At 61.0% G+C, this 13,693-nt stretch carries 14 protein-coding genes; 7 read left to right on the top strand and 7 right to left on the bottom strand.

Annotated elements, in window-relative coordinates; translation table 11 throughout:
* Nucleotides 1-39: 39 nt before the first annotated feature.
* Nucleotides 40-738 (bottom strand): winged helix-turn-helix transcriptional regulator, encoded by a 699-nt coding sequence (locus tag GR183_RS06145; RefSeq protein ID WP_160774695.1) that lies wholly within the window; start codon nucleotides 736-738, stop codon nucleotides 40-42.
* A 201-nt stretch (nucleotides 739-939) separates the two neighbouring features.
* Between GR183_RS06145 and GR183_RS06140 the strand changes: the two genes are divergently transcribed.
* Nucleotides 940-1,161, top strand: a complete 222-nt coding sequence (locus GR183_RS06140) for a tautomerase family protein (RefSeq protein ID WP_160774694.1) — start codon at nucleotides 940-942, stop codon at nucleotides 1,159-1,161.
* Between the two features lie 105 nt (nucleotides 1,162-1,266).
* On the opposite strand, the gene GR183_RS06135 is transcribed toward GR183_RS06140, so the two are convergent.
* On the bottom strand, nucleotides 1,267-1,659 hold the full coding sequence (locus GR183_RS06135; protein ID WP_160774693.1) for a DUF302 domain-containing protein: 393 nt from the start codon (nucleotides 1,657-1,659) through the stop codon (nucleotides 1,267-1,269).
* A gap of 160 nt (nucleotides 1,660-1,819) precedes the next feature.
* Here GR183_RS06135 and GR183_RS06130 point away from each other — a divergent pair, with 160 nt between their 5' ends.
* The 3 genes from GR183_RS06130 to GR183_RS06120 all read left to right on the top strand — a co-directional run bounded on the left by GR183_RS06130 (nucleotide 1,820) and on the right by GR183_RS06120 (nucleotide 6,454).
* Nucleotides 1,820-2,662: a CE1 family esterase gene (locus tag GR183_RS06130; RefSeq protein WP_160774692.1), complete on the top strand. Its 843-nt coding sequence runs from the start codon at nucleotides 1,820-1,822 to the stop codon at nucleotides 2,660-2,662.
* Nucleotides 2,663-2,734: 72 nt separating this feature from the next.
* On the top strand, nucleotides 2,735-4,621 hold the full coding sequence (abc-f, locus tag GR183_RS06125) for a ribosomal protection-like ABC-F family protein (RefSeq protein WP_160774691.1): 1,887 nt from the start codon (nucleotides 2,735-2,737) through the stop codon (nucleotides 4,619-4,621).
* 78 nt (nucleotides 4,622-4,699) lie between these two features.
* Nucleotides 4,700-6,454 (top strand): adenylate/guanylate cyclase domain-containing protein, encoded by a 1,755-nt coding sequence (locus tag GR183_RS06120; RefSeq protein ID WP_160774690.1) that lies wholly within the window; start codon nucleotides 4,700-4,702, stop codon nucleotides 6,452-6,454.
* Here the strand turns inward: GR183_RS06120 and GR183_RS06115 are convergent.
* Complete coding sequence (locus GR183_RS06115; protein WP_160774689.1) at nucleotides 6,445-7,104, bottom strand: DUF4396 domain-containing protein; 660 nt, start codon at nucleotides 7,102-7,104, stop codon at nucleotides 6,445-6,447. The genes GR183_RS06120 and GR183_RS06115 overlap by 10 nt on opposite strands.
* Nucleotides 7,105-7,338: 234 nt before the next feature.
* Here GR183_RS06115 and GR183_RS06110 point away from each other — a divergent pair, with 234 nt between their 5' ends.
* Both GR183_RS06110 and GR183_RS06105 read left to right on the top strand, forming a co-directional pair.
* A complete protein-coding gene (locus GR183_RS06110; RefSeq protein WP_202395854.1) occupies nucleotides 7,339-8,577 on the top strand; it encodes a hypothetical protein in 1,239 nt (412 codons plus the stop codon).
* Nucleotides 8,578-8,677: 100 nt separating this feature from the next.
* A complete protein-coding gene (locus GR183_RS06105) occupies nucleotides 8,678-9,379 on the top strand; it encodes an HAD family hydrolase (RefSeq protein WP_160774687.1) in 702 nt (233 codons plus the stop codon).
* Nucleotides 9,380-9,395: 16 nt separating this feature from the next.
* On the opposite strand, the gene GR183_RS06100 is transcribed toward GR183_RS06105, so the two are convergent.
* The 3 genes from GR183_RS06100 to GR183_RS06090 are packed head-to-tail and all read right to left on the bottom strand — an operon-like array spanning nucleotide 9,396 to nucleotide 11,260.
* A complete protein-coding gene (locus GR183_RS06100; RefSeq protein ID WP_202395853.1) occupies nucleotides 9,396-10,112 on the bottom strand; it encodes a class I SAM-dependent methyltransferase in 717 nt (238 codons plus the stop codon).
* A 3-nt stretch (nucleotides 10,113-10,115) separates the two neighbouring features.
* Nucleotides 10,116-10,814 (bottom strand): class I SAM-dependent methyltransferase, encoded by a 699-nt coding sequence (locus tag GR183_RS06095; protein ID WP_160774686.1) that lies wholly within the window; start codon nucleotides 10,812-10,814, stop codon nucleotides 10,116-10,118.
* Nucleotides 10,811-11,260 carry a DNA polymerase III subunit chi gene (locus GR183_RS06090; protein ID WP_160774685.1) on the bottom strand — a complete coding sequence of 150 codons (450 nt, stop codon included), beginning with the start codon at nucleotides 11,258-11,260 and terminating at the stop codon, nucleotides 10,811-10,813. The genes GR183_RS06095 and GR183_RS06090 overlap by 4 nt, the downstream gene beginning before the upstream one ends.
* Nucleotides 11,261-11,651: 391 nt before the next feature.
* Between GR183_RS06090 and GR183_RS22160 the strand changes: the two genes are divergently transcribed.
* On the top strand, nucleotides 11,652-11,774 hold the full coding sequence (locus tag GR183_RS22160; protein ID WP_260513444.1) for a hypothetical protein: 123 nt from the start codon (nucleotides 11,652-11,654) through the stop codon (nucleotides 11,772-11,774).
* Between the two features lie 81 nt (nucleotides 11,775-11,855).
* On the opposite strand, the gene GR183_RS06085 is transcribed toward GR183_RS22160, so the two are convergent.
* On the bottom strand, nucleotides 11,856-13,361 hold the full coding sequence (locus tag GR183_RS06085; RefSeq protein WP_160774684.1) for a leucyl aminopeptidase: 1,506 nt from the start codon (nucleotides 13,359-13,361) through the stop codon (nucleotides 11,856-11,858).
* Between the last annotated feature and the right edge of the window lie 332 nt (nucleotides 13,362-13,693).

The following is a 13,693-nucleotide window of genomic DNA, read 5'->3' as shown; positions in this document are numbered from 1 at the left end:
TATAGGGCGGCAGAACTATAGCCAATCGCCGCTGTCAGGTCAGGCGGCGACCTTTTTCACGCCGGCAAAGGGGCTGAGGCCGAGCCACATTTGCATGGCCGTTTCCAGCGACCGGTCTCCGGTCGCAATCAGCCGCTCGTCGCGGCGCGCGGCATCCACGGTCCGCAGGCCCATCCAGATCTCCGTCATCGTGCGAAGATCCACGGTGACGAAAAGGTCCACATCGAACCCCGGATCGACGGAACAAAGATCGACAGGCTTTTCGGGCATGACCAAAAGCCACCAGTTCTTCCGCGCCGACGGCAGGTCGGTATAGATGAACTGGATGGTCGAGCGCTTTTGCGGCATGGGCGTCGTATCGAGGTTGCGGTGCATGTCCCACATGAGAAGTTCGACATCGAGATTGTCGAGCGAAGGCTCGGTCTCCACCCAGCGCTGGCCCCAGTGGCCGATCGCCTCGATCACCGGCCTCAGGTCACGGCCAGCTTCGGTAAGCTTGTATTCATAGGTATCCGGCTCCCCGGAAACCGGCGTGCGCTCGAGGATGCCGGCTGCCTCCAGATCCTTCAGCCGCTTGGAAAGAAGCGCCGGCGACATGCGCGGCACGCCGCGCCGCAGCTCGTTGAAACGCGTGGACCCGGCAACGAGTTCGCGCAGGAGCACCACCGTCCAGCGGGTGCACAGCGTTTCGGCCGCCATCGCGACCGGGCAGAACTGCTTGTAGCTTCCTTCCGTCATCGAGCCCTCCTCTCGCACCGTCTCCAGTGAGGCGGGTAAAGGCTAACTCAACGGCAGAAAACCGGCCAGTTCAGTTTCTGTACCGGGGCAGATTCATTTCCTGAACTACGTAGGCCGCCTCACCTCGTGGCACCTTCCACCTGGCTCCGGCGAACACCGGCAAGCTGAATGGAAACCACAAGACACAAGAGGAGAACGGCCATGCCGCTCGTAGACATTCAACTGATCGAAGGCGTCTTCAACGCCGAACAGAAACGCGAAATGATCGAAAAGGTTACCGACGCGATGGTCGGCATCGAAGGAGAGGCCATGCGCGGCGTCACCTGGGTACGCGTCCAGGAAGTTGCAAGCGGCGAATGGGGCATCGGCGGCAAGGCTCTTACAGCCGAGGACGTGAAGGCCATTCAGGCGCAAGCCGGATAGGGTCCGGAGCGAATTCTTTTCGCTCAGGTGGTCATCACCTGAGTGGAAAGCACTTCCGGGCTCCGGCCGGGCAAGCCCGGCCGGGCCGGCAATTTTTGAAAAGGTTTATTTCACCAATTCGTCGATAGCCTGATTGAGTGACGCCCGCACTTCCTCTGCAACGGATGCGAGAGCCGGGTTCTGGACCGCACGCATGGACGCGACCGGATCGACGGCGGCAATTTCGGTCTCGCCGTTATCCGTGCGCCGGACAATCACATTGCAGGGAAGCATGACGCCGATGTGCGGCTCCGACGTCAGCGCCTTATGCGCCATCTTCGGATTGCAGGCTCCCAGGATCCTGTAGGGCGGGATCGTCTCGCCGATCTTCTTGTGAAGCGTATCGGCTACATCTATCTCGCTCAGCACGCCGAAGCCGTGTCGGGAAAGCGCCGCCTTTACAGCCTCAACAGCCTGTTCGAATTCCGTCGTGGTGGTCACCGCATGATAGTAGGGCATCGCACTCTCCTTTATTTTCTAAAATGGTGCGCTAATACGCCCGATGTATGACACCGCCGGCGGCGACGGGCCCCGCGCTCAAATTGACGTTAGGGGGCGGTCAAATGCTGGATAAGGGACTATACTTAAGCTTCGGATTTAACCGACGGAGCGTTTGCCCATGAAGCCTATCGGCAAAGGAGTTTGCGCAGCGGCATTTTTCGCTGTGGCGATGCTTGTGTATGCAGCTGCTTCCCCGGCAAACGCCTGCGGCCGGGACAGCGACTGCATGGTCGGCGAGCGCAGCTACAGGGTCGTGCTGCCGGAAGGGTACGAAAAGATGGAAGACCTCGGCGCCATCGTCTATGCCCACGGCCACAAGGGATCCGCCGGCAAGACGATCCACAACAAGGCGCTGACGGCACTTGCCGAGGAACTTGGCGTCGCATTCGTGGCGGCGAACGGCGTCAACGGGCACTGGAATCTGCCGCATCGCCCCGGCTCAAGCCAGTTTCTGAGGCAGGACGAACTTGCCTATTTCGACGCCCTGAAAGCCGATCTGCATAACCGTTTCGGGATCGCGCAGGACCACATCATGATGACCGGATTTTCCGCCGGCGGCATGGTGACGTGGTACCTCGCCTGCTACCGGGGCGACGAATTCATGGGCTTCGCGCCGATGTCCGGCACCTTCTGGGAACCGGTGCCACGGGAATGCCCCACGGGACCTGTGAACCTCATCCACTATCATGGCACGAAGGACAAGGTGGTGCCGCTTGACGGGCGGCGCATCCGCGAGGCCAAGCAGGGCAATGTCTTCGACGCGCTGGGCATGATGACGCGTATCGGCGACTACAAGCCCTCGGGTCACGAAGAACTTTCCGACATGGAATGCGCGCGCAAGAAGAACGATACCGGCAAGCGGCTGGAGGTCTGTCTTTATCCGAGCGGCCACGGCTTCCGGGCGGAAAACATCAAGCGCGCATGGCGCGTCTTCGATGGAAAGCGGCCGCAAAAGGGATAAGGCACCGACACCCGGCGTCCGAGCGCCAATGCCCCTTGAACTGAGCTCGCGCTCCTGCCATTGATCCGCGCCATGCTGCAGATCAACGAACTCACATACCGGATCGCCGGACGAACGCTCATCGACAAGGCAAGCGTCACCTTGCCCGCAAGCTCCAAAGCCGGGCTTGTCGGCCGCAATGGGGCCGGCAAATCCACGCTCTTTCGGCTGATCACCGGCGAGGCACATGCCGAATCCGGCGATATCCTGATGCCGAAGGGCCTGCGCATCGGTCAGGTGGCGCAGGAAGCGCCGGGCACGGAAGTGAGCCTGATCGATACCGTGCTCGCCGCTGATGAGGAACGCACCCGCCTCATCACTGAGGCCGAAACCGCAAGCGATCCGCACCGGATTGCGGAAATCCACACCCGCCTTGCCGACATCGGCAGCCATACGGCGGAAGCGCGCGCGGGCCGGATCCTCTCCGGCCTGGGCTTCGACGACGCAGCGCAGCAGCGCCCCTGCTCCGCATTTTCAGGCGGCTGGCGGATGCGGGTCGCCCTTGCCGCGCTCCTTTTTTCCGAACCCGATCTTCTTCTGCTCGACGAGCCGACGAACTATCTCGACCTTGAAGGCACGCTCTGGCTTGAAAACTATGTCGCGCGCTATCCGCATCAGGTCATCATCATCAGCCACGATCGCGACCTCCTGAACAAGGCGGTCGATTCCATCGTTCATCTCGACCGGGGCAAGCTCACCTATTACCGCGGCGGCTACGACAGTTTCGACCGGCAGCGGCGCGAGGCCATGGTCCTGCAGGCGAAGATGAAGGAAAAGCAGGACGCGCAGAGAAAGCACCTGCAGGCCTTCGTCGACCGGTTCCGCGCCAAGGCGACCAAGGCGCGCCAGGCGCAGTCGCGCATCAAGATGCTGGAAAAGATGCAGCCGATCGCCGGCGTGATCGAAGACCACGTCCAGCCGATCGCCTTTCCCGATCCGACCTCACAGCTTTCGCCGCCGATCATCAAGCTTGAGACCGTCGCCGTTGGATATGGCGGCGATCCGGTGCTGAAGAACCTCAGCCTCAACATCGATCCGGACGACCGCATCGCCCTTCTCGGCGCCAACGGCAACGGCAAGTCGACTTTCGCCAAGCTCATCGCCGGAAGACTTGGCGAACAGGCCGGCACGATCATTCGCGCACCCAAGCTGGAGATCGCCTTTTTCGCTCAGCACCAGCTGGACGAACTGCGGCCCACCGAGAGCCCGGTCGACCATGTGCGCAGGCTGATCCCGGATGCAGCGGAGGCGAAGGTGCGCGCGCGCGTTGCGCAATTCGGTCTGCCGACGGACCGGATGGATACAGCCGCGAAAGACCTTTCCGGCGGCGAGAAGGCGCGGCTGCTTTTGGGGCTCGCCACCTTCCATGGCGCGAACCTGCTCATCCTCGACGAGCCGACGAACCACCTCGACATCGACAGCCGCGAAGCGCTGATCCACGCGATCAACGCCTTCGAAGGCGCCGTCATCCTGATTTCGCACGACAGGCACCTGGTGGAAGCCTGCGCGGACAGGCTTTGGCTTGTATCCGGCGGCGGCGTGAAATCCTTCGACGGCGACATGGACGACTATCGCCGATTGATCCTTTCGCGGGAAGAAAGAGCGAAAAACGGCAGCGACAAGCAGCAGAGCGATGAGACGGACCGAAAATCCGCGCAGGACCGCCGCCGGGAAGCCGCCGAACGACGCGCCCAGCTTGCCCCTCTCCGCAAGGAAATCACGACTTGCGAAAAGGAGATGGAAAAGCTTCAGGCGCTGATTTCCAAGTGTGACTCGGCATTGGCCGATGCCGATCTCTACGCCCGCGATCCGGCGAAGGCGACGAAGCTTGCCAAGGACCGCTCGGACGCGGAAAAGAAGCTCGCCGAGACCGAAGAGCGCTGGCTGGAGCTTTCCGCCGAATACGAAGGGGCGGCGTGACGCGAAATCCTTCACAAATTTCCCCGTAACTTTGTGCAATCGTCTCGTGTTACAATTCCTCCCGCAGAGGAAACACACATGGAACGAAGGCTCGCCGCGGTGCTCGCGGCCGATATGGCTGGATACTCACGGCTGATGGAAGCCGACGAGCAAGGCACACTCGCGCGGCTCAGGACCCACAGGATCGAACTCATAGATCCTGCCATCGCAAAAAATCAGGGCAACATCATCAAGACGACTGGCGACGGGATGCTGGTCGAATTCCAGAGCGTCGCCGATGCGGTGCGTTGTGCCGCCGAGATACAGGAGCGCATGCACCGGCGGAACGCGGACGTGCCCGACGACCGGCGCATACAATTCCGCATCGGCATCAATCTCGGCGACATCATCTTCGACAATGACGACATATTCGGCGACGGGGTGAACGTTGCCGCACGCATCGAGCAGCTTGCCGACGTCGGTGGCTTTTGCGTTTCGCAGGCCGTATATGATCAGGTCCGCGATCGTCTGGATATCGGCTTTGAGGATCTTGGCGAGCGCTCCGTGAAGAATATCGCCCGGCCCGTGCACGTGTGGCGCGCGTTGATCGCAAGGCCGGGAGACCGCCGCGACGACAAACCGGCCAAGGACGACGAACGCCCCCAGACGAACAAGCCGACCATCGCGGTGCTGCCCTTCGCGAACATGAGCGGGGATCCGGATCAGGAGTTCTTCGTCGACGGGCTGACGGAAGACATCCTGACCGAGCTGTCGCGCCGTCACGAGCTTTTCGTCATCTCCCGCAATTCGAGCTTCGTCTACAAGGGGCAGTCCGTGAACCTGCGCGACGTCGCGCAAAAGCTCGGCGCGCAGTACCTGGTGGAGGGAAGCGTTCGCAAGGGCGGCGACCGGCTGCGGGTAACGGTCCAGCTCATCGATTCAGCGACCGACGCGCATATCTGGGCGGAAAAGTACGACCGTACGCTGGATGATATCTTCGCCATCCAGGACGAGGTGACCTCGGCCATCGTCGCAACGCTGCCCGGACGCGTGGAGGCTGCCCAGCAGGACAGGCTCTCCCGCAAGACGCCATCCAGCATGGCGGCCTACGAATGCGTACTCGCCGCAAAGGTTCGCCATCACCGCAGCGCACGCGAAGAAAACGAGATGGCGCAGGAACTGATTACGCGCGCGCTCGAACTCGACCCCGACTACGCCCATGCCCATGCCTGGCGCGGCTGCATCCTCGGCCAGTCCTGGGTGTATGGCTGGTGCGAGGATGCCGACGCGACGTTCGCGAAAATCGAGAAGGAACTCGAAATTGCCTTGTCGCTCGACGACAATGACGCCGATGTGCACCGTATCCTTGCCGCCATCAACGTGAACCGCAACGACCTCACCCGTGCGCGCTACCACCAGGAACGGGCGCTGGCGCTCAACCCGAATTACGACCTCGTGGTCGTCCAGCAGGGGGAGTTGCTGACCTGGCTCGGCCATCCCAAGGAAGGTATCGACTGGATACGCCGCGCCATGAAGCTCAACCCTCACCATCCCGAGCGCTTCTGGAGCCACCTCGGCAAGGCGCATTTCGCCGCCCGGCAATATCCCGAGGCGATAGAGGCCTTCATGCACATGTCGTCCACCGACGTGTTGCAGCATGCCTTCATCGCCGCGTCATACGGCCAACTCGGCGACGCCACGGCAGCCGGTGCTCATATGGCCCGCATCAAGGTCCTTGACCCGGACTTCACCATAGAAGGCTTCCTCGATACGCTTCACTACGCCAATGAAGCGGACGCGGAACATCTTCGCGAAGGGCTGAAGAAAGCCGGGCAACCTGTTGCTCAGGCGTGAGCGTGTCCGCTCATGCGCGGGTCCATCATCCCTTCCTTCACACCAAAATGGATGAGCAGCACATTCACCGGATAGGCGGCAAGCAGACCGAGCGTGAGAGACACGATCAGCGACGACCAGAAAATGATTTCGCCCATCGTCGCGGAGCCGGCCAGATACAGGTCAGAACCGATTGCCACGACCTCCATGACTGCAATGCTGGGCGTTTCCGCAAAGAAAGCATCGCGTAACGCGGTGCGAAATGGCACACCTTCCTGCATGAGCGGGCCCACCGTGAGCGAATACCCCGCGACATAGGCAAGCACGAATGTGATTCCGGCGACCCACAGATTGCCAAGGGAAAGCAGCCCGACAGCGATGACGACACCGACGATCTCCCCCATCCCACAGCCGGAATAGCAGTGTGCAACGGAGCGGAACGATCTCCTCCAGATCGAATCGCGCGCAATCTCCTTGCGGCCGGTTTTCCAATAAATGAGCAGGCCGAGCGGCCCGGAGTAAAGCACCGTCAGCGCCCAGACGAGTTTCATCAACGGCATAAGATGGGCGTTTTTCGAGCGAAGATCGTAAATCAGCACGATAAGGCTCGGCACCATTGCAAGCGCCCAGCAGATAAGGAAAAGCGGGTCTGAAACGATATCCAGGATCATTTGCGCATTCTGGCTGGACCAATCCCTCTTCACTTACGAAACGAAGAGGGGTCCTCAAAGGTTCCATTGCGAGTTCGATGAAAGTTGCAATGCGACCAGCTCGCATTTTCGGCGCGCCAGGAAGAAACGATGCTAAAATTTGACTTAAACCCGACACATTTCGTTATCAGGCACGTAATTCCCGCGGCGTTACATTGAGTCGGGGAAGTGCTGAGATCTGGAGGAAGTCCACCCATGAAACTGGTACAAAAAGCGCTTACGGTAACAGCGTGCGCATCACTCATCGCAATGGCGCCGGTAGTGCTCGGCGGACTTTCTCCGACATTGGACGACCTGAGCGTCGCTTACGCGAAAAACGGCGGCGGCAACGGTAACGGTAACGGCGGCGGCAACGGTAACGGTGGCGGTAACGGAAACGCCGGCGGCAACGGCAAAGGCGGCGGAAGTGCCAATGCCGGGGGCAAGGCCAATGGCAATGGCAAGGGCGGCAATTTCGGCAACAAGGGCGGAACCTCCGTTGCGCGCGGCAACAGCGGCTCTGCCGGCGGCAAGGTGAATGCCGTCGGGCGTGGGGTGCAGGATTTCATTGGCGGCATACTCGGTGCCGACAAGAAACGCGGCGCAAAATCACATGGCAAGGCCACGGCATCGTCGACGAAATCTCGCGGCAAGTCCGCCACGCGGGCATCGCTTGCCAAGGTCGACGCGATTCCGTCGGCCCATCCGCTCGGCAAGAAGAAGGACTTTCGGGAAAAGAACCTTCACGCCAAGCTGCGCGGAAACAATTCGCTCGTCCGCAACATCAACGCCTACCTCAATTCCCAATCGCCGCGGATGATCGCGTTCAGGGAATTCATCGGAGCGTCGATCGCATATGAGGATGCCCTGGCCGCGGTTGCGGAACTCGAAGGGCCGGTCCTCGCCGCCCGCGAGGCTTTCGCCCCGGCATTGGACGGGATCGTGGCCTATGACGACTTCGACTACACGGAAGTGACGATCGCCGAACTTGAGGAACGCCTCGGCGCGCTCAACGAAATCGAACAGGGCGAGCTGGCTGCAGAAGATGCGGACGCGCTCAACGCGGAAATCGATGCGTTGTCCGCCGCTCTTGAAACCGAGGAAGCTGCTGCACTTGCCGAGGCGGAGAACAATCTCTCCGAAGCCGAAATGCAGGCAGGCGAGCTGCAAGCCGCCGCTTCGGATGAAGCGCTCGCCGAAACGCTGGCCGCAACGGGCAGCCTCGTCGATCAGGAAGTCGTCGACTGGGCGAAAGAGCAGCTCGGTGTCGGCGATGCCTATGGCAAGATCGATGAATACCGTGAGGCGATGGAAGCCTTCGATGCGGAAGAAGCTGCAGCGGACGAGCCTGCGGATGATCTGGATGACGATACTTCGGCGGACGCCGGCGGTGTGGAAGAAGGCGGCCTCGAGCTTGCAGAGGCAAGCGAAGAGCTGAGGCTCGACACGCAGTAATCCGACACCGCTTCAAATTTGCAAAGGCCGGCGCGAGTTGCCTCAACGCCGGCCTTTTTTTATGCCTTCATAAACCCACGGCATACGCATCGGCGGACCAATGCGAACGGCAATTTCTACCATCGGCTTCGATGCCGACGACACGCTCTGGCACAATGAGCGCGTGTTCAAGCTGACGCAGGATCGCTTTGCCGATCTGCTTGGCGATTTCACGGATCGGGAGCATCTGCAGGAGCGTTTGCTTTCCGCCGAGAAGCGGAACATCCACCACTACGGATTCGGCGTGAAAGGCTTCACGCTATCCATGGTGGAAACGGCGATCGAGGTGACCAAAGGGCACGTGCCTGCAACGGTTATCGGCGAAATCCTCGATGCCGGGCGCGACATGCTCTCGCATCCGGTGGAGACGCTTCCCCACGCACAAGAAACGCTTGAGGCATTGCGCGGGACTTTTCGCCTCGTTCTTGTCACCAAGGGCGACCTTTTCGATCAGGAACGAAAGCTCGCACAATCGGGCCTCGACCGGTATTTCGATGCGGTCGAGATCGTCAGCGACAAAAGGGTAGATACTTACGAGCGGATTTTCCGCAGCCACGGCGACGGACCGGAGCACGCCGCGATGGTCGGCAATTCGCTGAAGTCCGACATCCTCCCGGCGCTTGAAGCGGGGAGCCACGGTATCCACGTTCCGCATGAACTCACCTGGGCGCTTGAACAAGCGGACGAGCCCGAGAGCGGTCCGCGTTTTCACCGTATAGCGGACTTGAGCGAGCTATCGGCCCTGCTTGGCCGGCTGAAATAGCGAAAGCATACTTCCTTCACGCCAGGCGCCAGACCTGAAAAGCCTGCGGATACTCCCGCCCGAACCAGGAAACCGAAAAGCGGTTCTCACTGACGAGCGTAAGGCCCGCATCCTCGAACCGCGCAAGTTCGGATGGTTCGAGGGGATACGGCGGGCCGGAAACCTGCGTGCCTTGCTGCCCCAGTGAAGCCAGCACAAGCAATGTGCCACCCGGCGCGACAAGATCAGCGATGACGGAAAAGGACTTATCGCGTGCCTTACCGCTCAACGTCTGGATCGTGTGGCATTCGTGGACCAGATCGAAATCGCCCCGCCCTTCCGGCACCATATCGAACAAATCGGCCTGCCGGTATTTCACCGCACTGTCCGGGAACCGCCTCCTCGCCCAGTCGATGGCGGGCCGAGAAAGATCGAAGGCGGTGGTGCAATAGCCGGCGGCGGATATCGCTTCGGCGTTGTCCCCGAGCCCGCAGCCGATATCGATCGCCCGCCTGCCCCTGCCCGGATTGTCCGCCAGCCAGCCCAAGAGTTGAGGCTTGGGCGCAAGGTCGGCCCAGGGAACGGCGGCGGGATCGCCCTTTGCCTCGACATAGATATCCGTAACGCCTTCGGCGGTACTTGCCCCTTCCTGCGAGTTTTCGGCCCGAAGCGCCGCCACCTTGCCACGCGCATCAAGCCGGCGCTTCAAGAATGCGGGATCGGTCGGATCGTCCATCCGGCTTTCGGCAGCCATCCTTCAGTCGCGCCGATACTCGGCGATCACGTGCGGGATGATGCGGCCCGTCCGTTCGACCTCGTAGGAGTTTTCGCCCACGAGCCTCAGGCCTTCCTTTTCGAAACGGGCAAATTCCGACGGCATCAGCGGCCACGGCGGGCCTGAGGCCTCCTCCCCCTCGCCTCGCGAGCGGCTGATGACCAGCAACGTCCCGCCCGGTTTCACGAAGCCCGAGATGGCGGCGTATGACTTTTCGCGAAGTTCGCCGTGCAGCGCCTGAACGGTATAGCACTCATGGACGAGATCGAAGGCGCCCTGCCAATCCGCAGGCGGGGAAAAGAGATCGGCCTGCGAAAACTCCACCGGTGAATTCGCAAAGCGCGCCTTGGCCCAGTCGACCGCGCCCTGGGCCAGATCGAAAGCGGTGGTGCTGTAACCGGCATCCGCGAGCGCCTGCGCGTTATCGCCAAGGCCGCATGCGATGTCGAGCGCCCGCCGGCCGCCGCCCGGATTGCGCGACAGCCAATCCAGGAGCGTCTCCTTCGGCTTGAGGTCCGCCCACGGCACGGCGGCCGGATCGCCCTCCGCCGTATCGTAGACCTCCTCGAACCATGTGCGGCGATCGTCCGCATTGCCGCCTTTCGATCCGAATAACCGATCCAGCCGGTCGCGCGCGGCATCCCGCCGGGCCATGAAATCGTCATCGCCGGTATCGCTCATGCCTTGCGCTCCCAGCCGCCCCGCTCCGTCTGCTGCCAATAGGTGATGTCATGTCCTGCGTCCTTCGCGCTCTTCCAGTGCGAACGTGCATCACTCAGCGCATCAGGATCATGCCCGTCGAACAGAAAGACGGCGCGCGTGTAGGGCGAAAGATCCGGCGGCGAAGCCCGGTCGACTAGAAAGCGCACGCTTGCGCCGTTCGGATTGTCGGGTTTCGACGTCAAAAAGACCGGATGGTCGGCCTCGTTTCCCTCGCCCGATGCGCCATGCGGCAGAAACGAATCGTCGCGGTAGGTCCATAAAAGCGAATCAAGCGCGCCCACCCTTTCGTCCGACCCGGTCTGCACGACGACGCGCCATTCGCGCTCCAGGCATTTCTCCAGAAGGCCCGGCAGTACCTCCTCAAGCGGACGTAGCATCAGGTGATAGAAAAGAACCTCTGTCATGCAAGCGACTGTTATCGTTGATCGCGCCCAGGTCAATCGCAATCCGCAAGTCTTGCCCGAGCACCTAAAACCCTTTCAATTCCAAACTCTTGGAATTTCCCGTACCCATTTTCAATCGGCAGCCGAGCGTGGCAGGCGGCGCCGACCTTCAATGCATGAGCGATGAGCGGGCCGAAGTGCGGCGTTTGCGCAACAGCCGCTTTCCATCACGCGGTGATCGCGCGCTTGCGACTTTACTTGGCCACAGTTTCCTTCATTAACCCTTTCCCAACTTGAAACGGCGAACCTCTGGCGCCGGAGGGGGCAAGACGTGATTCACGTCACAGCCTCAGGATCGTGGAAGGTCTACCTTCCTCATGAAACGCGGGAACGAGACGGGAGTCCGGATTTTATGGCTGTGCGTATTGCTCTTTTCTTTGGTCTGGTGATGGGCCTTGCGGGTGTTACCGCCGGGATGGGTACGCTCGTGGCCGACGAAGCGGTTACCGCCTGCGGCTCCTACAAGACCTGCTGATCGTCAGCGACTATCTTCATCGCATTTGAAAACCCGCCGTTTCCGGCGGGTTTTTCGTTTCGCGAACACATCTTGCTGCTGTTACTTGCCTTCGTAATAGTCGGCAATGAGGCGGTCCAGCAGGCGAACGCCGAAGCCTGACGCCCACCCTTTGCTGATATCCGTCTTCGGGCTGCCCATCGCAGTGCCTGCCACATCGATATGGACCCAGGGCACGTCGTTGACGAAGCGCTGCAGGAACTGCGCGGCGGTGATGGAGCCGGCGGCGCGTCCGCCGGTGTTCTTCATGTCGGCATTCGGCGTGTCGATCAGCTTGTCGTAATCCTTGGAAAGCGGCAGCCGCCAGACGTTTTCCTGCGTCGCCTTTCCCGCCCTTGCAAGGTTTTCCACAAGCTCGTCATCATTTGAAAAGACGCCGGCGTGGTGGTTGCCGAGCGCGATGATGATCGCACCGGTCAGCGTCGCGAGATTGATCATGAACCTCGGCTTGAAGCGCTCCTGCGTATACCAGAGCGCATCCGCAAGCACGAGACGGCCTTCGGCGTCGGTGTTGATGATCTCGATCGTCGCTCCGGACATGGCGGTGACGATGTCGCCGGGACGCTGCGCATTGCCGTCCGGCATGTTCTCCACAAGGCCGATGACGCCGATCACGTTCGCCTTGGCCTTGCGCGCGGCCACGGCATGCATGAGGCCCGTTACGGCTGCCGCACCACCCATGTCGCCCTTCATGTCCTCCATGCTGCCCGCCGGTTTGATGGAGATGCCGCCGGTATCGAAGACCACGCCCTTGCCGACGAATGCGATCGGCTTGTCGTGCTTCTTGCCGCCGTTCCATTTCATGATGACGAGCTTCGGCGGCTTGACCGATCCTTGGGCGACACCAAGAAGCGCATCCATCTTGAGCTTCTTCATGTCCTTTTCTTCGAGGATCTCGATTTCGACACCCAGTGCTTCAAGCGCCTTTGCGCGCTTGGCGAACTCCACGGTGTCGAGCACGTTCGCGGGCTCGTTCACGAGATCGCGCGCAAGCACGACGCCGTCGGTTACACCATCGGCCGCCGCCCACAGCTTCTTTGCATCCTTTGCATTGTCGACGCCGACGACAAGCTTGACGGGCGATTGCGGTTCGCCGTTTTCGTCGTCGTTCGTTTTCTTGCTCTTGTACTTGTCGAAGGTGTACGCGCGAAGCTTTGCGCCGGCGGCGAAAGTCGCTGCCGTATCCGCTGACAGGTCGGTGCCCGGAACTTCCAGAAACACCGTTGCCGCCGTCGCCTTGGCCGATTTGATGGCCCCCATCGCGATGCCGCCAAGCTTCATCCACTCGCTCTCGCCGAGCTCGTCGGGCTTGCCGAGGCCGATGACGATCAGCCGGTCGCAGGAAAGGCCGGCCGGAGCGATCAGGTCCAGCACGGCATTCGCTTTTCCCTTGAACGAAGCGGCCTTTGCCGCCTTGTCCAGAAGGCCGTCGGCAGCGGAAAGAAATTCGCCCGCGGCAGGGCCGAGGTTCAGCTTCTCGTCGACGAATACGACCGCGACGCCCTTTTTGGGCGCCGCGGGTTTTGCGAATGAAATATCGGGCAGCAAGGTGAATTCCCTTTTTTCAGTGGCGAAGATTTCGGACGGTGCGCACCGCTGAACGGATGCGAAGATCGGAGAACCTGCAGCCGCCCTGATATGGAGTTCGTTCCAACTCCCGTCATATTCTGAACGAACGTCATGTCAGGGCGACCGGCAGCTTCGTAATTCCAGTGTGGTTTTCGAATTTGAAATTGGCTCCGGCGAAAGACGCCGAAATGAGGCACGTTTCAAATTCGCCATACCAGCCAACAATGGCGCGGCTGCGTCCATCGGGCAAGCCGCCAACGGCTTGCGCATCCGCAACAGTGGTCAACTAACGATTTGTTAACTCTTTTTCT

It is taken from the genome of Stappia sediminis, from assembly GCF_009826895.1.
Lineage (GTDB): Bacteria > Pseudomonadota > Alphaproteobacteria > Rhizobiales > Stappiaceae > Hongsoonwoonella > Hongsoonwoonella sediminis.
The sequence above is the reverse complement of the archived record's forward strand: the minus strand, read 5'-3'. Positions and strand labels throughout refer to the sequence as shown.

Bases quoted from the DNA above. Each gene is read 5' to 3' on its own strand.
- GR183_RS06145 (WP_160774695.1), bottom strand. From the start codon at position 738: ATGACGGAAGGAAGCTACAAGCAGTTCTGCCCGGTCGCGATGGCGGCC.
- GR183_RS06140 (WP_160774694.1), top strand. From the start codon at position 940: ATGCCGCTCGTAGACATTCAACTGATCGAAGGCGTCTTCAACGCCGAA.
- GR183_RS06135 (WP_160774693.1), bottom strand. From the start codon at position 1,659: ATGCCCTACTATCATGCGGTGACCACCACGACGGAATTCGAACAGGCT.
- GR183_RS06130 (WP_160774692.1), top strand. From the start codon at position 1,820: ATGAAGCCTATCGGCAAAGGAGTTTGCGCAGCGGCATTTTTCGCTGTG.
- abc-f (WP_160774691.1), top strand. From the start codon at position 2,735: ATGCTGCAGATCAACGAACTCACATACCGGATCGCCGGACGAACGCTC.
- GR183_RS06120 (WP_160774690.1), top strand. From the start codon at position 4,700: ATGGAACGAAGGCTCGCCGCGGTGCTCGCGGCCGATATGGCTGGATAC.
- GR183_RS06115 (WP_160774689.1), bottom strand. From the start codon at position 7,104: ATGATCCTGGATATCGTTTCAGACCCGCTTTTCCTTATCTGCTGGGCG.
- GR183_RS06110 (WP_202395854.1), top strand. From the start codon at position 7,339: ATGAAACTGGTACAAAAAGCGCTTACGGTAACAGCGTGCGCATCACTC.
- GR183_RS06105 (WP_160774687.1), top strand. From the start codon at position 8,678: ATGCGAACGGCAATTTCTACCATCGGCTTCGATGCCGACGACACGCTC.
- GR183_RS06100 (WP_202395853.1), bottom strand. From the start codon at position 10,112: ATGGCTGCCGAAAGCCGGATGGACGATCCGACCGATCCCGCATTCTTG.
- GR183_RS06095 (WP_160774686.1), bottom strand. From the start codon at position 10,814: ATGAGCGATACCGGCGATGACGATTTCATGGCCCGGCGGGATGCCGCG.
- GR183_RS06090 (WP_160774685.1), bottom strand. From the start codon at position 11,260: ATGACAGAGGTTCTTTTCTATCACCTGATGCTACGTCCGCTTGAGGAG.
- GR183_RS22160 (WP_260513444.1), top strand. From the start codon at position 11,652: ATGGCTGTGCGTATTGCTCTTTTCTTTGGTCTGGTGATGGGCCTTGCG.